This is a genomic window from Ruegeria sp. BC6, from assembly GCF_056539185.1.
On record NZ_JBQFUM010000001.1, the window covers coordinates 355476 to 372860 of the forward strand.

The following is a 17385-nucleotide window of genomic DNA, read 5'->3' on the forward strand; positions in this document are numbered from 1 at the left end:
CTAGCGATGGCCGAACAGCTTCCGCTGGATATCCCGGTCGATCCGAAACTGGCGCAAAACATCACCCATTTCGCGCGCGCCTTGCGCAAAGCCGGGCTGCCGATCGGCCCGGGCCGCGTGGTCGATGCCATCCGCGCGGTGCAGGCGGCGGGCTTCACCCGCAAGCAGGATTTCTATTGGACCCTGCACGCCTGTTTCGTGAATCGGCCCGAGCATCGCACAGTGTTTGCCCAGATCTTCCGCCTGTACTGGCGCGATCCAAGGTATCTGGAGCATATGATGTCGATGATGCTGCCGGCCATTCGCGGAGTTCAGGAGGAACGCATGGCCGAAGCGGGCGAAAAACGCGCGGCCGAGGCCCTGCTGGATGGTGTCGAACGGGACGAGCCCAAGGGCGTCGAGCAAGATGGCGAAAGCGAAATCGAGATTGACGCCACGCAGACCGCCTCGTCCGAAGAACGGCTGAGGTCGCTGGATTTCGAACAGATGAGCACCGCGGAAACCGCACAGGCCAAGCGCATTCTGGCGCGGCTGCAACTGCCGGTGGACCCGATCGCCTCGCGCCGGGGGCAGGCCAGCCATCTGGGCCAGCGGATCGACCGGGCGCGCACCTTGCGCGCGGCCATGCGTCAGGGCGGCGAGATGCGACAGATCGCACTCGTCAAACCGAAACCGCGCTGGCCCAATCTGATCGCGCTGTGTGACATCTCGGGGTCGATGAGCCAGTACAGCCGGATCATCCTGCACTTCCTGCACACGGTCTCGAACGCCAAGGGGGCTGGCTGGGCCAAGGTGCATGCGTTCACCTTCGGCACGCGGCTGACGAACATCACGCGGCACCTGCATCAGCGCGACGTCGATGCCGCGCTGGCCGCCGCCGGGGCCGAGGCGCAGGATTGGGAGGGCGGCACGCGCATCGGCGAATGCCTGCACCAGTTCAACCGCGACTGGTCGCGCCGGGTTATGGGACAGGGGGCCGTCGTGCTGCTGATTACCGACGGGCTGGAGCGGGGTGATCCCGATCTGCTTGAAAAAGAGATCGAACGCCTGCACTTGTCAGCCCGGCGGCTGATCTGGCTGAACCCGCTGCTGCGCTGGGACGGGTTCGCGCCAAGGGCGCAGGGCGTCGCCACCATGCTGCCGCATGTGGACAGCTTCCGCGCCGGACATTCGATTGCATCGCTTGAGGATCTGGCCGCCGTGATTTCACGACCCGACGACCAGGGAGAGAAAGCGCGGTTGTTGGCCGCGCTTTCAGGCTGACGTTACTGCAGTTGCTTTTCGTTGCACTCGCGCGCCATTTCCATGGCCTTGTAGGTGCCGGTCAGATCGACGGTGAAGCCAAAGGATTTCTCGGGGAACACCGCCATGACCTTTTGCTTGGCCAGGTCGTCGGCGAATTGCGGGTCGTCCGACAGGACATAGCCGCCCGAATACCCCTTGGTGATGTTGCCCTTCATTCCGGTTGCCTCGCCGACATACAGGTTGTCGCCCAGCAGGATGGCGACGGCCTCCTTGTCTCCGCGCTTGATGTCGGTTTCCGCCTTGGTAAAGACACCGACATATCCAACGCTGCGGTCTTCGGTCAGACCCATCTGCACCACGTTCTCGGCATCATCGACCGCTTCGATCAGGCATGACTTTTTGTCCTTGTCGACAAAGACCTTCCAGCCCTCGACCTCTCCGTAGCGTTCGAAAGTGTCGGCCCAGGCGCTGCCTGCAATCAATGCCGCTGCGCCGATGGTTAGTGTAAATATCTGTTTCAAGACATTGTCTCCTTTACGAAATCTCTTGCGTCAATTCGGCCGCAAGTCGGGCCTGACCGCAGGCTAGTCGGCGTCCGAAAAACAATCAAATGTTTGATTGTCTGGCGCGGACTTCGGCCGAAACCTGCCTTCTGCGTCACATGACGAACCAAGTTGGCAGGGTCGGTGTCCGAGATAATCCACCTGAGAACGCGCCCCTTGCTTTTCATCGCGTCAATCCTGCTTATGTTGATGCGAACCACCGCGGGAGGGTCCGATGGACAGATTTGACAACAGTCCGGAAACGGCATTGGCGTGGTTTCGCGAGGGTCGCGGCGCGGTTCTGGCGACGGTCGTCGAAACCTGGGGCAGCGCACCCCGGAGGGTGGGGGCCCAGTTGGTCATCAGCGGCGACGGCCGGATCGAAGGCTCGGTCTCGGGTGGCTGTGTCGAAGGCGCGGTGATCGTCGAGGCGCTTGAAGCCATCGAAGAAGGCGAAGCGCGCCTGCTGGAATTCGGGGTCAGCGACGAGGATGCCTTTGCCGTCGGGCTGGCCTGCGGCGGCACGATCCGGGTTCTGGTCGAGCCGGTGGGCTCGGTCCTGCCCGAACCGATGCTGGCCGAACTGGTGGCGGCGCGGGCGCGGCGAGACCCTGTGGCCTATGAGGTCAATATCGAGACCGGCCACCGTGCGCTGCGGCGCAACGCCTATGCGGACCGGTTGCGCATGGATCGTTCAGGGTTCGAAGAAGACGGTCAGACCTTCGTGGCCGTGCACAACCCGCCCTTGCGGCTGATCGTGGTGGGCGCGGTCCATATCGCGCAGGCGCTGGTGCCGATGGCGCGGATCGCGGGCTATGACCCGATCATCATCGACCCGCGCGAGGCGTTTGCGTCGCAATCCCGCTTTCCCGGTGAAAAGCTGCTGACCGACTGGCCGGACGAGGCCGTGGCCAGCATTGGACTGGATGCGCGTACGGCGGTGGTGCTACTGACCCACGACCCCAAGCTGGATGATCCGGCCCTGCAGGCCGCGCTGAATTCGGAAGTGTTCTACATCGGCGCGCTGGGGTCGTCGCGCACCCATGCCAAACGGGTGCAGCGGATGACCGAGGCGGGTTTTTCGGCAGCGCAGTTGCAGCGCATCCACGGGCCGATCGGTCTGGACATCGGCGCGGCCGGACCGGCCGAGATTGCCGTTGCGATCATCGCGCAGATGACGGCGGTGCTGCGGGGCAAGGCATGAAATTCGGCCCTGTACCGGTTGCGGACGCGAAGGGCGCGATCCTTGCGCATTCGGTCATGGCTGGCAAGAAAAAGCTGCGCAAGGGAATGATGCTAGGCGACGCGCATGTTGCCTTGTTGACCGACGCGGGCGTGTCCGAGGTGGTCGTCGCTCGGCTGGAACCCGGCGACTGTCACGAGGACGAAGCCGCGCGCCATTTGGCTGCGGCACTGACCCCGGATCCGAAGGGAGCCAACTTGCGCGTGACCGAGCCGTTTACAGGCCGCGTCAACCTGATTGCGGATCAAGCTGGTGTTGCCCTTCTGGACGTTGACGCTCTGCTGGCGTTCAATCAGGTCAACCCGATGATCACGGTGGCCACCGTCCCTCAGCATCAGCAGATGGGTGCGGGTGGCATGGTTGCCACGATCAAGATCATTTCCTACGCGGTGCCGCTGGCGGACGTTGAGCAAGCGGCGGAGCTGGCAAAGGGGGCCATTGGCCTGGCAGCGCCAATATTTGGCAGCGCCGGGTTGGTGGTGACCGACATCCCCGGCGGGCCGCCCAACGACAAGGGCATCGCCGCGATGCGCGGCCGGGTCGAGGCCCTGGGTCTGAGCCTGGACGATGTGCAGATCGTTCCGCATGCGGTCGACGCTCTGGCGCAGGCAGTGTCCCGGATGAATACCGATATCGTCATGATCCTGACCGGCTCGGCCACATCCGATGTCGAGGACGTGGCGCCTCAGGCTGTTCGGCGCGCGGGAGGGCAGGTGGACCGTTTCGGCATGCCGGTTGATCCGGGCAACCTGTTGTTTCTTGGGGCTTTGGGCAAGCGGCCGGTCATCGGTTTGCCGGGATGCGCACGTTCGCCCGCGTTGAACGGGGCCGACTGGGTGCTGTCTCGGGTCGCCTGCGGCATCCCGACCACGGGAGCCGATATCGCGGCGATGGGCGTCGGTGGTCTGCTAAAGGAAATCCCGACCCGTCCGCAACCTCGGGCCAAACGCAAAGTGACGTAACGGCAGTTTCGCCCCGTTGGAGACCTGCAATACATGTTGGCAGTTGGCTCCCAAGAGACGGGTTGAAAACGGCCAAGTTTTTTGTTCTCAAACGACTTTTCCCGTGTTTAACTCGGGCCAAGGATAAATACGAAAATGGGAGGAACTTATGACACAGGTCTCAATGACCGTGAACGGAAAGACCGTGAGCGGTGATGTCGAAGGCCGGACACTGCTGTCCAGCTTTCTGCGTGATCACCTGTCGCTGACCGGTACCCATGTGGGCTGTGACACGGCCCAGTGCGGCGCCTGCGTGGTTCATGTGAACGGCGAGGCGGTGAAGTCCTGCAACATGCTGGCGCTCGAGGCGGACGGGGCCGAGGTCGGCACCATCGAAGGGCAGGCGAACCCGGACGGATCGCTGAACGTGATCCAGCAGGCGTTTCAGGATCATCACGGCCTGCAATGCGGTTTCTGCACGCCCGGCATGGTGATGTCGGCGGCGGCTCTGCTGAAGGAGAACCCGCGCCCGACCGAGGCCGAAATCCGCAAATACCTGGAAGGCAACCTGTGCCGGTGCACCGGGTACCACAACATCGTCAAGGCGATCATGGCCGCGTCCGGCCAGGACGTCAGCCACATCGCCGCCGAGTGATGCCGCTGCGGGCGTGACTGAGAACGCCCGTGGGATGACAGGGATGCACGCAAGCATCCGTTTATGGGAGGAGAACAAGCTATGCCCAAAGACAGTGGCATCGGAGCCAGTTCCAAGCGCCGCGAGGACGTGCGCTTTTTGACCGGAGCAGGCAATTACACCGACGACATCAACGTACGTGGTCAGGCCTATGTGTATTTCCTGCGATCCGACATCGCGCATGGCCGGATCAAAAGCATCGACACGTCCGCCGCCGAGTCCATGCCCGGCGTGGTCCGGGTGTTTACCGGCAAGGATTTCGAAGGCGTGGGCGGCATGCCCTGTGGCTGGGAGGTGACCGACAAGCACGGCGCGCCCATGCAGGAACCGCCGCACCCGATCCTGGCGCAAGGCAAGGTGCGCCATGTGGGCGACCCGATCGCGGCCGTCGTGGCCGACAGCCTGGAACAGGCCCGCGACGCGGCCGAAGCGATCGACGTGGATATCGAGGAACTGCCCGCCGTTCTGGACATGAAAGCCGCCGCCGAAGAGGGCGCGCCGCTGGTCCATGACGATCTGAAAAACAACATCTGCTATGACTGGCAGTTGGGCGAGGCCGACGATGCCAAGGTGAACGAGGTTTTCGCCAATGCGGCGCATGTCACCACCTTGGAACTGGTGAACAACCGCCTGGTCGCCAACCCGATGGAGCCGCGCGTGGCCGTGGCGGAATACAGCCGGGGCACGGATGAATACACGCTCTATACCACCTCGCAGAACCCGCATGTGATCCGGCTGCTGATGTGCGCCTTCGTGCTGGGCCTGCCCGAGCACAAGGTCCGCGTCGTGGCGCCGGACGTAGGTGGCGGTTTTGGCACCAAGATCTTCCACTACGCGGAAGAGGCGTTCTGTACCTTCGCCGCCAAGGCCTGCAACCGTCCGGTCAAGTGGACGGCCAGCCGCTCCGAGGCGTTCATGTCGGATGCACAGGGCCGTGACCATGTCAGCAAGATCGAACTGGCGCTGGATGCCGACAACAATTTCGTCGGGCTGCGGACAAACACTTTTGCCAATCTGGGCGCGTATCTGTCGACGTTTTCCAGCTCGGTGCCGACCTGGCTGCACGGGACGCTGATGGCAGGCAACTACAAGACGCCGGTCATTCAGGTGAACGTGCGGGCGATGTTCACCAACACCGTGCCGGTGGATGCCTATCGCGGCGCAGGCCGCCCCGAGGCGACCTATCAGCTGGAGCGCGTGATCGACAAGGCCGCGCGCGAGCTGGGGGTCGACCCGGTGGCGCTGCGCCGGCAGAACTTCATCACGCAGTTCCCCTATGACACGCCTGTGGCGCTGACCTACGACACCGGCGACTACAACGGCACCATGGACAAGCTGGAGCAGGCCGCCGATTTCGCGGGCTTCCCGGCACGTCGCGCCGAAAGCGAGGCGCGGGGCAAGCTGCGCGGCCTGGGCGTGAACTGCTATATCGAGGCCTGCGGCATCGCGCCTTCGAACATCGTAGGCATGCTGGGGGCGCGTGCGGGTCTCTATGACGCGGCAACCGTTCGGGTGAACGCCACCGGCTCGATCAGCGTCATGGTCGGGGCGCACAGCCACGGGCAGGGGCACGAGACCGCCTTTCCGCAGGTCGTGGCCGACATGATCGGCATCGACGAGTCGATGGTCGAGATCGTGCACGGCGATACCTCGAAGATCCCGTTTGGCATGGGCACCTATGGGTCGCGCTCTCTCGCGGTCTGTGGATCGGCCATGGTCAAGGCGACCGAGAAGGTGATCGACAAGGCCAAGAAGATCGCGGCGCACCTGCTGGAGGCGTCCGAGGCCGATATCGAGCTTAAGGATGGCCAGTTCACCGTGGCCGGCACCGACAAGTCGGTGGCCTGGGGGGATGTGACCCTGACGGCCTATGTGCCGCACAACTTCCCGCTGGAGGTCGAGCCGGGGCTGGAGGAGACCGCGTTCTATGATCCGGCCAACTTCACCTTCCCGGCCGGCGCCTATGCCTGCGAGGTCGAGGTTGACCCTGAGACCGGGCAGGTGACCATCGAACGGTTCACCGCAGCGGATGATTTCGGCAACATCATCAACCCGATGATCGTTGACGGCCAGGTGCATGGCGGTATCGGGCAGGGGATCGGTCAGGCCCTGCTGGAAAACTGCGTCTATGACGAAAACGGCCAGCTGTTGAGCGCGTCCTTCATGGACTATGCCATGCCGCGGGCCGATGACGTGCCGTTCTATACCGTGGATCATTCGAGCCAGACGCCCTGCACGCACAATCCGCTGGGTGTGAAGGGCTGCGGCGAGGCCGGGGCGATTGGATCGCCGCCTGCGGTGGTCAATGCCGTGATCGATGCGCTGAACTCGGGTGGCAAGGCGGTGGACCACATCGACATGCCGGTCAGCCCGTCGCGTGTTTGGGCGGCGATGAACAGCTGAGTGGAGAGGTTGGTGTGCGAGGGGTCAGCCCTTCGCGCTCCCTGGTCAATCAAATGCCAGATGAAGGGCGGTTCCGCGCCTTTCGGAAAGGAAAAGCGAAATGTACAATTTCGAGTTCAAGAACCCCTCGACCATTGCTGATGCGGTTGCCGCGTTGGCGGGAGAGGATGCACAGGCGTTGGGGGGCGGTCAGACCCTGATCCCGACGATGAAGCAAAGACTGGCCTCACCCGCGACGCTGGTGAGCCTGGGTGCCATTCCCGAGTTGAAGGGCGTCTGCATCGAAGATGATGGGTCGATTTCGATTGGAGCGGCGACCACGCATGCCACGGTAGCAGCAGAAGTTGCGGGCAAGTATCCCGCGCTGGCTGATCTGGCGGGGCATATCGGTGATCCTGCCGTTCGCAACAGAGGCACGATAGGCGGGTCACTGGCCAACAACGATCCGGCGGCCTGCTACCCCGCAGCTGCATTGGGGTCAGGCGCGACCATTCGAACGAATGCGCGCGAAATCGCCGCGGATGACTTCTTTCAGGGCATGTTCACGACAGCGCTGGACGAGGGCGAGCTGATCACGACGGTCCGGTTCCCGGTACCGCAGGCAGCGAGTTACCAGAAGTTTCTGCAGCCTGCCTCGCGCTTTGCGCTGGTGGGTGTTTTCCTTGCCCGCTTCGCGGACGGGGTGCGCGTTGCCGTGACCGGAGCCAGCGAAGACGGCGTGTTCCGTTGGAGCGAAGCCGAGCAGGCGCTGAGCGAGGAATTCCGGCCCGATGCCCTTATGGATCTTCGGGTCAACCCGATGAACATGATCGGAGATTTGCACGGCAGCAAAGACTACCGCGCACACTTGGTGGGTGTCATGACCCGGCGGGCGGTTCAAGCCTGCATGTAACGCGGTCGCAGTGACTGCTTTGGGCCCCGGACGTGTTCCGGGGCCTATTTCTTTTTTGCCACACGCGGAAGCCTTTTGGGCTGCCAGTAGGCTCCGGCATCCTCGCGCGCTTTCTGATAGTCCTGAACCCGGTGATAAGCCGCGTCGCCCTTGATTGCGAAAAGGTGGCTCAGAAGAACTTCGAGAACGGCCATCGCTCCGGAGAAGCTGGAGAACTGATGCTGAGATCGGGTGCTGACGGTCAGCGTCACGTCCGCCTCAACCCCCGGGGCAATGACATCGCTGTCAGCGAGCAGAACAACGCGCATACCCCTTTCCCGGGCAAACCGGATGGCACGTATCGTGTCAGCAGAATAGGGATGAACGGTGATCGCGAACAGGCAGTCGGTTTCGCCCGCGCTCAGAAGGTCGTCGATGGCCGACCCCATATGTCTGGGGATCAACTGCATTCCCGGGTGGGCCATGCGTCCGGCGTAGTGGAAGTAATAGGCCAAGGCATAGCTTGCGCGGGTTGCAGTGACCAAGCACTGGGGAGCATCGGACATTAGTGTGACTGCGGATCTGACCTTGCCCGGGTCCAGTTGACGCAACGAACGTGACACTACGTTCATTTCGTTTCGCGCATAGTTGGCCTGTGCCGACGCAAAGGCATCGCCGGCATTCAACTGGGTCAGCCAATCCCGGCTGAGGCGGTCTTCGCTGTCTGTCACAAGATCCCTGCGGAAAGGGCGGCGGAAGGCTTCGAAGCCGTCAAAACCAAGATGCTGCGCCAGCCGAACGATCACGTTTGTGCTGACGCCGATCTTTTCGGCAGACACGCGGATGGAGTCGATTCCGAAATCGCCCGGATGGTCGATGATGTATTTTGTTGCGGCCTGCAATTGGGCCGGCAAATGGTCGATCTCTCGGCGCAGCCGATCCATCAGGTGGTGAGTTGAGGGTGTCATGATGGGAGAAAAACAAATGTTTTGAACAATACAAGAGAAAAACACCCTCACACGAGCTAAGCACGCAAGAAACCGATAGGATGATTCAATGTCTGACACACAGGCTTCGTCGCTTCCGTATGTTTTGGTCGCACCGAACGGTGCGCGACGCAGTCATGCGGATCACCCCGCCTTGCCGGTTTTGACCGGCGAGATTGTGGAGACGGCCATTGCCTGCCATGCGGCCGGGGCAAACGGGTTGCACCTGCATGTCAGGGATGGGCAGGGCGCGCATTCTCTGGATGCAGGCCGCTATCGGGAGGCTATGGCCGAGCTTGCCCGAACCGTGCCAACGATGGATGTTCAGATCACGACCGAGGCCGCGGGTATCTACGACGTTTCTGCGCAGTTGGAGTGCCTGAAGCAGGTGGCCCCGAAATGGGCCTCGATCTCGGTTCGGGAAATTGCGCGCGCGCCCGATCTGGCCCCGCGGGTTTATGGGCTGTGCGCGGAACAGGGAACTCGGGTGCAGCATATCCTGTACGATTCGACGGATGCGGATCTGCTGGAGCGATGGCAGTCGGAAGGGATCGTGCGGCGCGAGCAGGAAGACCGCTTGCTGGTCTTGGGACGCTATGCCACCGGGCAGGAATCCCAACCGGCGGACCTCGAGGCCTTTCCCGCTGCTCGTACGCCTTGGATGGTTTGTGCGTTCGGGCGTCTGGAACACGCCTGTCTGGCGGCTGCCGCCGCTCGTGGCGGCGATGTCAGGGTTGGTTTTGAGAACAGCCTGACGAACTCGGATGGAACCCGATGGACGGACAACGCGGCCTCGGTCGCGGCGTTGATCGCTTTGCTGAAAGGACACTGACATGAGCCATGTTTTTCCGCGCCACACCAAGGCGGAATTGCCGATCGCTGTCGGCGGTGACGGGTGCTATTTGATCGACGCACAGGGCAAACGGTATCTCGACTGCGGGGATGCGGCCGTGTCGTGTCTGGGACATTCAAACCCGGCAGTGATCCACGCGGTGCAGGAGCAGGTCCAGAAGATCGCTTTTGCCCATACTGGTTTCATGACCTCGGAACCGGCCGAAGCCCTGGCAGATCTGCTGATCCAGCATGCGCCCGGATCGTTGGACCGGGTCTATTTCGTGTCCGGCGGGTCCGAGGCGACCGAGGCCGCGATCAAGCTGGCGCGCCAGTACTTCCTTGAAATCGGGCAGCCCGAGCGGTCTCGGGTTATTGCACGGCGGCAGAGCTATCATGGCAATACGCTGGGCGCGCTTTCAGCGGGCGGAAATGCATGGCGACGGGCTCAATTCGCACCAATGCTGATCGAGATGAGCCATATCGCGCCCTGCTACGAATACGCCGAAAAGCCCGAAGGCGAGAGCAGCTATGACTATGGCCAACGCGTGGCGAATGAGCTTGAGGTGGAGATCCTGCGGCTGGGCCCCGAGACCGTGATGGCGTTTATGGCGGAACCGGTGGTCGGGGCCACGTTGGGCGCCGTCCCCGCGGTCGAGGGGTATTACAAGCGGATCCGCAAAATCTGTGATCAATACGGCGTGTTGTTGATCCTCGACGAGGTCATGTGCGGCATGGGCCGGACCGGCCATCTGTTTGCCTGCGACCACGATGGGGTGGCGCCGGATATTCTTTGCATCGCCAAGGGCTTGGGGGCTGGATATCAACCCATCGGTGCCACGCTGTGCACCGATCGGATTTATGACGCCATCCGAAATGGCTCGGGTTTCTTCCAGCACGGCCATACCTATGTCGGACACCCGGTGGCCACGGCGGCAGCCCTGGCTGTTGTGACAGAACTTACCTCGCGCGATTTGCCGGCCCGTGCCCGCGACATGGGTGACAAACTGCAAACCAAACTCGAGGCGGCCTTTGGCCAGCATCCCAATGTCGGGGACATCCGTGGTCGCGGCCTGTTCCGAGGCATCGAACTGGTGGCTGACAGAGATACGCGCGAACCGTTTGACCCGGCCCGGGGAGTGGCGGCCAAGATCAAGAAAGCTGCCGTCGAAGCGGGTTTGATCTGCTATCCGATGTCCGGAACACGCGACGGCAGGAGAGGCGACCATGTGCTTCTGGCCCCGCCATTCATCATCGAAGAGCCGCAGTTGGACGAACTGGTGGACAAGTTGTCGGTTGCGATTTCCAAAGCAATCTGACACGCCGCCCTGACTTTGACCCACAAATAAAAAAGCTCCCTCGAACAAGGGAGCTTTGGTCACTCGGATCCATGTGCCGTCACTTCTGGGGAAGCGGTCCGATCATCATGATCATCTGGCGGCCTTCCATCTTCGGCATGTTTTCGATCTTGCCGATTTCCTTGACGTCTTCCGCCACGCGCTCAAGCAGTTCACGTCCCAGGTTCTGGTGCGCCATTTCCCGGCCGCGGAAGCGCAGGGTCACTTTGACCTTGTCGCCATTCTCGAGAAACTTGAAAACGTTCCGCATCTTGACGTCGTAATCATGCGTATCGGTGTTGGGCCGGAACTTGACCTCTTTCACCTCGATGATCTTCTGTTTCTTGCGGGCTTCGCTTTCGCGTTTCTGCTGCTCGTACTTGAACTTGCCAAAGTCCATGATCTTGCAGACCGGCGGATTCGCGTTGGGCGAGATCTCGACCAGATCAAGACCGGCATCGGCTGCCATCTGCATGGCCTTGGCGGGATGAACCACCCCGACATTCTCACCTTCGGCGCCGATCAGGCGAATTTCGGGGGCACGGATCTTTTCATTGACGCGCGGGCCGGTATCACGTTGAGGCGGCGCGTTGTGAGGTCTGCGGGCTATGGGTTCATTCCTTTGATAATTGCCGATTTCCGAGCCGGGAACTTAAACTGAGACGAAGGTTCTTTCAAGCGCCATATAGGTGCTATGACACGAAATTCGCACGTGTCGACGCGGTGCTCGGGTCGGCGGAACGGGCGTTCGCCGGCCCGGATCTCGGCTCAGCCGACAAAGGCTTTTTCGATCACGAATTCCTTGGGGTCCGAGTTCGCGCCTTCACGCAAGCCAAACTCTTCGAGAATGGCCTTGATGTCGTGGTTGAAGGCCAGGCTGCCGCAGACCATGGCGCGGTCGGTCTCGGGCTTGATGCCGCCCTCGATACCCAGGTCCTTGAAGACGGTGCCGTCCTTCAGCAGGTCGGTGATCCGGCCCATCTTGGGGCTCTGTTCGCGGGTGGTGGTCGGGTAATAGCGGATCTTGTCGGCGAAACCTTCGCCGATCAGTTCGGCCAGCAACTCGTCCTTGCGGATGTTCTCGATTAGCTGGCGGCCATATTCCAGCTCCGCCACCTCGCGGCAGGTGTGGGTGATGATGACCTCGTCGTAGTCCTCATAGGTCTGCGGCTCGCGCAGCAGCGAGGCAAAGGGGGCAAACCCTGTTCCGGTGGCAAAGAACCACAGGCGCTTGCCCGGCAGCAGTGCATCATGCACCAGCGTACCCACGGGTTTGGGCCGCAGAATGATCTGATCGCCGGGCTGGATGTGCTGCAGTTTCGAGGTCAGCGGGCCGTCCTGCACCTTGATCGAATAGAATTCCAGTTCCTCGTCCCACGACGGCGACGCGATCGAATAGGCGCGCAGCAACGGTTTTCCGTTGTCGCCCAAAAGGCCGATCATAACGAATTCGCCCGAGCGGAAGCGCAGCGATTGCGGACGCGTGACCTTGAACGAAAACAGGCGGTCGGTCCAGTGTTTCACTTCCAGAACGGTCTGGGCGTCCGGCAGGACGGGGGCCTTCACGGCGGTTGCTTCGGTCACGGGCTTCATCTCTGTCATCGTTTCACTACCGGTCTGGTAAACCGGCATCTCCGTTTAAGCTTTGATCCAGGTCAGGAAAAGGGGGCAGATTGCCCCGATCGTTGCGTCAGCCGCGCAGGCGGGCCTGATAATCGTGGTCCTGCCAGTTGGCGCGGGCCAGCCATTGGTCCTCGGGCTGGCGGGCGGCAAGGTCTGCGTCAATCTCGACCTCGTCGAAGCCGCTGCGCCGGGCCATCGCGTATTGGTCGGCCAACACGTGTCCCTTCGCGCGCAGGCGGCCTTCATAGCCCTTCAGGCGCAGCGTACGGGCAATGGTAAAGCCTCGGCCATCGGCAAAGGACGGAAAGTCGACGCGCACCATGCGCGTGTTTCCAAGCCGTTCGAACAATTCGTCGGGGTCCGTATCCGAGGTGACGTCCAGTGCGATCACATCGTTTGCGGCATCCTCAAGGGTGACAAAGCCGTCGGTCCAGTCATCAGGGGCAAAGCCCTCGTCATTCACGATTACGTTCATGTTTTCTCTCCGCTGCGTACCATTTTGCCGTCGACGAAATGGATGCCGCATTCTTCCTTGTTCTGATCGCGCCAGCGTCCGGCGCGGGGATCTTCGCCATCCTTCACCGGCGAGGTGCAGGGCGCACAGCCGATCGAGGGATAGCCCTTTGCCACCAACGGATGCCGGGGCAGGCGGTTTTCTTCCATGTAGGCGCGCACGTCCTGAGGCGCCCAATGCGCCAGAGGGTTCACCTTGATCCGGCCGGTGCCGTCCTCGACCTCGAAGAACTCGAGCGTGGCGCGGGTGCCGGATTGGAACCGCTTGCGCCCGGTAATCCAGCCTTCATAGCCCGCCAAGGCCCGCTGCAAGGGGAAGGTCTTGCGCAGGTTGCAGCAGGCATCCATGTCGCGCAGCCGCAGTGCGCCATAGGGGTCTTCGCGCTGAATATCCTCGTCATCCGCGCGGATGATCTGGACGTTCTTCAAACCCAGACGTTCGCTGACCTCATGCTGGTATTCCAGCGTCTCGGTAAACAGCATCATCGTGTCGATGAACAGGACAGGCGTGGCCTTGTCGACCACGGCAGCCATGTGCAGCAACACCACCGACTCGGCGCCGAAGCTTGAGACAAGCGCTAGGTTGCCTGCTTCCTCAAGCGCACCATGCATGACGTCATGTGCGCTGTGGTGGCGGAACCGGGCGTTCAGCGCCTCGACCTTTTCGGTCAGTTCGCGTCGTTCCCGGCCCAGTTCCGTCTGGATCAGGTCAAGCGGCATTGGCCCGCGCCTCGGGGTAGAGGGCCGCCTTGAACGGGGCCATTCCAACACGGCGGTAGGTTTCCAAAAAGGTCTCCTCGGCGCTTGCGCGCTGTTCCAGATAGGTTTCCACGATCCGTTCGACCGCGGGCACGATCTCATCATAGGCAAAGCCCGGACCGGTGCGGTCGCCGATGGCGGCCGTTTCGGTGGCGTCTCCGCCCAGCGTGATCTGGTAGTTCTCGACGCCCGCGCGATCCAGGCCCAAAATGCCGATGTGACCCACGTGGTGATGCCCGCAGGCGTTGATGCAGCCCGAGATCTTGATCTTCAGATGGCCGATGTCATGCTCCAGCTTCAGCTCGTCAAACCGGGTCGCGATCTGCTGCGCCACCGGGATCGAGCGGGCCGTTGCCAGTGCGCAATAGTCCATGCCGGGGCAGGCGATGATGTCGCTGATCAGACCGATATTTGCGGTGGCCAGACCGTGCTCTTTCAGCTTTGCGTGGATCGCGGGCAGGTCCGATTTGTGGACATGCGGCAGGATCACGTTCTGCTCGTGGCTGATGCGCAGCTCGTCATAGGCGTATTGCTCGGCCAGATCGGCCATCACGCGCATCTGCTCGGCGGTTGCATCACCCGGCGTCTGGCCGTGCTTCTTGATCGAGATCGTGACGATCGCGTGATCCGCCTGCTTGTGCGGCGCGATGTTGGTGTCGATCCACGAGCGGAATACCGGGTCGTTCGAATAGGCGCTCTCGAATGCCGCGACTGAGCCTTCGCGGAAGGCGGGCGGGGCGAAATGCGCCTTGATCTGATCCAGCAGCGCCATGTCGGCGCCCTTGAACTGCGGGCGGACCTGCAGGAAGCGTTCGTTGACCTTGGCGCGGATCGCGTCGATGCCGTGTTCATGCACGGTGATCTTGATGCGCGCCTTGTACTTGTTGTCCCGCCGGCCGATCTGGTTCCAGACCGAAACGGTGGCCTCCAGATAGGCCAGAAGGTCGTCAAAGGCGACGAAATCAGACAGCTCCTTGCCGATCATCGGCGTGCGGCCCAGACCGCCGCCGACCAGAACGCGGGCGCCCAGAAAGCCGTCGCGCTCGACCAGTTGCAGGCCGATGTCATGGGCCTTGATCACGGCGCGGTCATGCTCGGACCCGGTGATGGCGATCTTGAACTTGCGCGGCATGAACTGAAATTCCGGATGGTCGGTGGACCACTGACGCAGCAGTTCGGCATAGGGGCGCGGATCGGCGACCTCATCCGCGGCGGCACCGGCAAAATGGTCGGCGGTCACGTTGCGGATGGTGTTGCCGCTGGTTTGGATCGCATGCAGGCCGACCTCGGCCAGCGCGTCCAGCATGTCAGGCACGTCGCGCAGTTTCGGCCAGTTGTACTGAATGTTCTGGCGCGTGGTGAAGTGGCCGTAACCTTTGTCCCACTTCTCGGCCAGCAGGGCCAGTTGGCGCATCTGGGCGCTGTTAAGCGTGCCATAGGGGATGGCCACCCGCAGCATGTAGGCGTGCAGTTGCAGATACAGGCCGTTCATCAGGCGCAGGGGCTTGAACTCGTCCTCGGTCAGCGAGCCGTCGATGCGGCGTTCGACCTGGGCGCGGAACTGTGCGTTGCGCTCGGCCAGGAATGCTTTGTCAAACTCGGAGTAGCGGTACATCTTTGGCTGTCCTTTGTTGCAGCCCCGGATCCGGGGCCTTTTTACGGGGAGAGAGGGGCCTGAGGTCAGACCCGGGGCTGCGGGGAAGATTCCTGTTTGCCGTGGGCATAGTTGGACGGACCAGTCCGGCGGAAGTCTTCCCGAAAATGGGTGGGTTCAGGACCGTTTTCGCCTGCAACGACATCGGCAAGATAGGCACCTACGATCTTGTCGACTTGCTTCTGGGCATCCAGAAGACGCAGCTGAGCGTGCGCTTCGTCGGTGATCAGTTCGGCCTCGCGCAGATCGCGCGACCAACGGTCATCGGCGGTCAGATAGATTACGTCGCCTTCCAGCAGGTCATTTGCGGTAACGACTTTAGGGGTGAAAGCGCGGGCCATCAGGCAAGCTCCTTGTTGAATTCGGTGACGGCTTTGGCCGCGTCGCGCGGGGCCAGGCCATAGAATGTGAGTGCAGGACCGCCGAGGCCGGCAGCGGCGAGGTCTGCAGGCAGTTGATCCAGCGTCGTGGCGACAACGCGCTGATCAGGTCGCGAGGCATTTTCGACCAGCGTGACCGGCGTGGCGCGATCGGCGCCGTGCATGATCAGGCGTCCTTGAATGAAGCGCGCGGATTTCTTCCCCATGTAGATGGCTGCAACCGACCCCGGACGGGCCAGCGCAGCCCAGTCGTGATCGGCAAAGCCCTGCATGTCGTGCCCGGTCAGAAACCGGACCGAGGAGTTTCGGCCGCGTCGGGTCAGGCTTTGGCCAATTCCGGCCACCGCCGCCGAGGCAGCGGTAATGCCAGGAACGATCGTCCACGGGATACCGGCGGCGTCCAGCGCATCGATCTCTTCGTCCAGCCGGCCGAAGAGGGTCGCGTCACCGGATTTGAGGCGAACGACCCGCTGTCCCTTGAGTGCGTAGTCAACCAGCAATGCGTTGATGTCACCCTGCTTCCAGGACGGACCAAAGCCGGCCTTGCCCACGTCGACCAGCCGGGCGTTCTGGCCGGCCAGTCGCAGAACTTCTGGGCTGATCAGGCGATCATGCAAAACAACCTCGGCCCGCTGGAATGCGGACAGGGCCTTGAGAGTCAGCAATTCAGGATCACCGGGTCCTGCGCCGACGAAGTCGACCTGTCCCGTTTGTCCTTTTGTCTGCGTGGCCTTCATTGGGGAGCCCTGGCTGTTGTTTGACTTGGCCCTCAATATAGGAAATATTCCCGCCCAGATGCCATATTGCCGATCAAATAAGGACACGCGTTCTGAAATTCGCGGCAGGCGGAACATGGGTTTTCATTCGGAAGGAAAATTGGAATGTCGGTTCGAATAGACGACACGGATCGGAAAATTCTGGCCGAGCTGCAGCGAGACGCCAGTCAATCGCTGGACGAAATCGCGGCCAAGGTGGGCAGTTCAAAGACACCCGTTTGGAATCGGATCCGCAAGATGAAAGGGGCCGGAATCATCGGTCAGCAGACCGTTCTGCTGGACGCAGAGGCGCTGGGTTTCGAGGCGACGTTCTTTGTTCTGATCCGAACCTCCGAGCATGAGGCGGATTGGCAACGCAAGTTTCTGCAGGCCCTGCGTGATCGGCCCGAAGTTCAAGAGGCGCACCGCCTGGCTGGCGACATCGACTACATTCTGAAAGTTCGGGTCAGGAACGCACGGGCCTACGATGCTTTTTACCAGGCGCTGATCTCGGAGGTGCGCGTGCACAACGTCACCGCGCTGTTGTCGATGGAAGAAATCAAGTCGACCACCATGCTGCCCCTGAACGCCCTGGCCGACACCTGATC

The 17385-nt window shown here is 62.0% G+C and carries 17 protein-coding genes and 1 pseudogene; 9 read left to right on the plus strand and 9 right to left on the minus strand.

Annotated features, from left to right (window positions below):
• Window positions 1-6 precede the first annotated feature (6 nt).
• Window positions 7-1263: a vWA domain-containing protein gene (locus tag ACR0MM_RS01705; RefSeq protein ID WP_480694085.1), complete on the plus strand. Its 1257-nt coding sequence runs from the start codon at window positions 7-9 to the stop codon at window positions 1261-1263.
• Between the two features lie 2 nt (window positions 1264-1265).
• Here ACR0MM_RS01705 and ACR0MM_RS01710 read toward each other — a convergent pair whose 3' ends face one another.
• Window positions 1266-1766: a hypothetical protein gene (locus ACR0MM_RS01710; protein ID WP_170338859.1), complete on the minus strand. Its 501-nt coding sequence runs from the start codon at window positions 1764-1766 to the stop codon at window positions 1266-1268.
• Between the two features lie 256 nt (window positions 1767-2022).
• Between ACR0MM_RS01710 and ACR0MM_RS01715 the strand changes: the two genes are divergently transcribed.
• The 5 genes from ACR0MM_RS01715 to ACR0MM_RS01735 all read left to right on the plus strand — a co-directional run bounded on the left by ACR0MM_RS01715 (window position 2023) and on the right by ACR0MM_RS01735 (window position 7960).
• Entirely contained in the window at window positions 2023-2991 is a 969-nt protein-coding gene (locus ACR0MM_RS01715) for an XdhC family protein (RefSeq protein ID WP_480694087.1), read from the plus strand.
• Window positions 2988-3992: a molybdopterin-binding protein gene (locus ACR0MM_RS01720; RefSeq protein WP_480694089.1), complete on the plus strand. Its 1005-nt coding sequence runs from the start codon at window positions 2988-2990 to the stop codon at window positions 3990-3992. Before ACR0MM_RS01715 ends, ACR0MM_RS01720 begins: the two co-directional genes overlap by 4 nt.
• 148 nt (window positions 3993-4140) lie before the next feature.
• Complete coding sequence (locus ACR0MM_RS01725) at window positions 4141-4626, plus strand: (2Fe-2S)-binding protein (RefSeq protein ID WP_149775244.1); 486 nt, start codon at window positions 4141-4143, stop codon at window positions 4624-4626.
• An 81-nt stretch (window positions 4627-4707) separates the two neighbouring features.
• Window positions 4708-7068, plus strand: a complete 2361-nt coding sequence (locus ACR0MM_RS01730) for a xanthine dehydrogenase family protein molybdopterin-binding subunit (RefSeq protein ID WP_170371154.1) — start codon at window positions 4708-4710, stop codon at window positions 7066-7068.
• 100 nt (window positions 7069-7168) lie between these two features.
• Window positions 7169-7960, plus strand: a complete 792-nt coding sequence (locus tag ACR0MM_RS01735; RefSeq protein WP_480694091.1) for an FAD binding domain-containing protein — start codon at window positions 7169-7171, stop codon at window positions 7958-7960.
• A gap of 44 nt (window positions 7961-8004) precedes the next feature.
• Here ACR0MM_RS01735 and ACR0MM_RS01740 read toward each other — a convergent pair whose 3' ends face one another.
• Entirely contained in the window at window positions 8005-8907 is a 903-nt protein-coding gene (locus tag ACR0MM_RS01740; protein ID WP_480694093.1) for a MurR/RpiR family transcriptional regulator, read from the minus strand.
• A gap of 88 nt (window positions 8908-8995) precedes the next feature.
• Between ACR0MM_RS01740 and ACR0MM_RS01745 the strand changes: the two genes are divergently transcribed.
• Together ACR0MM_RS01745 and ACR0MM_RS01750 are read left to right on the plus strand one after the other, a co-directional pair.
• On the plus strand, window positions 8996-9757 hold the full coding sequence (locus ACR0MM_RS01745; RefSeq protein WP_480694095.1) for a beta-keto acid cleavage family enzyme: 762 nt from the start codon (window positions 8996-8998) through the stop codon (window positions 9755-9757).
• Between the two features lies 1 nt (window position 9758).
• Window positions 9759-11075, plus strand: a complete 1317-nt coding sequence (locus ACR0MM_RS01750; protein ID WP_480694097.1) for an aspartate aminotransferase family protein — start codon at window positions 9759-9761, stop codon at window positions 11073-11075.
• A gap of 79 nt (window positions 11076-11154) precedes the next feature.
• Here ACR0MM_RS01750 and infC read toward each other — a convergent pair whose 3' ends face one another.
• The 7 genes and pseudogenes from infC to cobA all read right to left on the minus strand — a co-directional run.
• Window positions 11155-11730: a translation initiation factor IF-3 gene (gene infC, locus ACR0MM_RS01755; RefSeq protein ID WP_311201685.1), complete on the minus strand. Its 576-nt coding sequence runs from the start codon at window positions 11728-11730 to the stop codon at window positions 11155-11157.
• 131 nt (window positions 11731-11861) lie between these two features.
• Window positions 11862-12695, minus strand: coding sequence for a ferredoxin--NADP reductase (locus tag ACR0MM_RS01760; protein WP_170339407.1), 834 nt, complete (start codon window positions 12693-12695; stop codon window positions 11862-11864).
• Between the two features lie 88 nt (window positions 12696-12783).
• On the minus strand, window positions 12784-13191 hold the full coding sequence (locus ACR0MM_RS01765) for a DUF934 domain-containing protein (RefSeq protein WP_170339405.1): 408 nt from the start codon (window positions 13189-13191) through the stop codon (window positions 12784-12786).
• Window positions 13188-13949 carry a phosphoadenylyl-sulfate reductase gene (locus ACR0MM_RS01770; protein WP_093961927.1) on the minus strand — a complete coding sequence of 254 codons (762 nt, stop codon included), beginning with the start codon at window positions 13947-13949 and terminating at the stop codon, window positions 13188-13190. The genes ACR0MM_RS01765 and ACR0MM_RS01770 overlap by 4 nt, the downstream gene beginning before the upstream one ends.
• The gene (locus ACR0MM_RS01775) at window positions 13939-15603 is read right to left on the minus strand and encodes a nitrite/sulfite reductase (protein ID WP_480694099.1); all 1665 of its coding nucleotides are present in this window, start codon (window positions 15601-15603) and stop codon (window positions 13939-13941) included. The genes ACR0MM_RS01770 and ACR0MM_RS01775 overlap by 11 nt, the downstream gene beginning before the upstream one ends.
• A 65-nt stretch (window positions 15604-15668) precedes the next feature.
• Complete coding sequence (locus ACR0MM_RS01780; protein ID WP_093961929.1) at window positions 15669-15983, minus strand: DUF2849 domain-containing protein; 315 nt, start codon at window positions 15981-15983, stop codon at window positions 15669-15671.
• Window positions 15983-16729: pseudogene (gene cobA / locus ACR0MM_RS01785) on the minus strand (uroporphyrinogen-III C-methyltransferase); the annotation flags it as partial. The pseudogene cobA and the gene ACR0MM_RS01780, both read right to left, overlap by 1 nt.
• 174 nt (window positions 16730-16903) lie before the next feature.
• Here cobA and ACR0MM_RS01790 point away from each other — a divergent pair.
• Window positions 16904-17383, plus strand: a complete 480-nt coding sequence (locus ACR0MM_RS01790; RefSeq protein WP_093961931.1) for an Lrp/AsnC family transcriptional regulator — start codon at window positions 16904-16906, stop codon at window positions 17381-17383.
• Window positions 17384-17385: the final 2 nt, after the last annotated feature.

What these genes read in the sequence shown, in the direction of transcription:
- ACR0MM_RS01745 (WP_480694095.1), top strand. Translation starts at nt 8,996, where the DNA reads ATGTCTGACACACAGGCTTCGTCGCTTCCGTATGTTTTGGTCGCACCG.
- ACR0MM_RS01725 (WP_149775244.1), top strand. Translation starts at nt 4,141, where the DNA reads ATGACACAGGTCTCAATGACCGTGAACGGAAAGACCGTGAGCGGTGAT.
- ACR0MM_RS01760 (WP_170339407.1), bottom strand. Translation starts at nt 12,695, where the DNA reads ATGACAGAGATGAAGCCCGTGACCGAAGCAACCGCCGTGAAGGCCCCC.
- ACR0MM_RS01765 (WP_170339405.1), bottom strand. Translation starts at nt 13,191, where the DNA reads ATGAACGTAATCGTGAATGACGAGGGCTTTGCCCCTGATGACTGGACC.
- ACR0MM_RS01735 (WP_480694091.1), top strand. Translation starts at nt 7,169, where the DNA reads ATGTACAATTTCGAGTTCAAGAACCCCTCGACCATTGCTGATGCGGTT.
- ACR0MM_RS01775 (WP_480694099.1), bottom strand. Translation starts at nt 15,603, where the DNA reads ATGTACCGCTACTCCGAGTTTGACAAAGCATTCCTGGCCGAGCGCAAC.
- ACR0MM_RS01780 (WP_093961929.1), bottom strand. Translation starts at nt 15,983, where the DNA reads ATGGCCCGCGCTTTCACCCCTAAAGTCGTTACCGCAAATGACCTGCTG.
- ACR0MM_RS01790 (WP_093961931.1), top strand. Translation starts at nt 16,904, where the DNA reads ATGTCGGTTCGAATAGACGACACGGATCGGAAAATTCTGGCCGAGCTG.
- ACR0MM_RS01750 (WP_480694097.1), top strand. Translation starts at nt 9,759, where the DNA reads ATGAGCCATGTTTTTCCGCGCCACACCAAGGCGGAATTGCCGATCGCT.
- ACR0MM_RS01715 (WP_480694087.1), top strand. Translation starts at nt 2,023, where the DNA reads ATGGACAGATTTGACAACAGTCCGGAAACGGCATTGGCGTGGTTTCGC.
- ACR0MM_RS01705 (WP_480694085.1), top strand. Translation starts at nt 7, where the DNA reads ATGGCCGAACAGCTTCCGCTGGATATCCCGGTCGATCCGAAACTGGCG.
- ACR0MM_RS01770 (WP_093961927.1), bottom strand. Translation starts at nt 13,949, where the DNA reads ATGCCGCTTGACCTGATCCAGACGGAACTGGGCCGGGAACGACGCGAA.
- ACR0MM_RS01720 (WP_480694089.1), top strand. Translation starts at nt 2,988, where the DNA reads ATGAAATTCGGCCCTGTACCGGTTGCGGACGCGAAGGGCGCGATCCTT.
- ACR0MM_RS01740 (WP_480694093.1), bottom strand. Translation starts at nt 8,907, where the DNA reads ATGACACCCTCAACTCACCACCTGATGGATCGGCTGCGCCGAGAGATC.
- ACR0MM_RS01730 (WP_170371154.1), top strand. Translation starts at nt 4,708, where the DNA reads ATGCCCAAAGACAGTGGCATCGGAGCCAGTTCCAAGCGCCGCGAGGAC.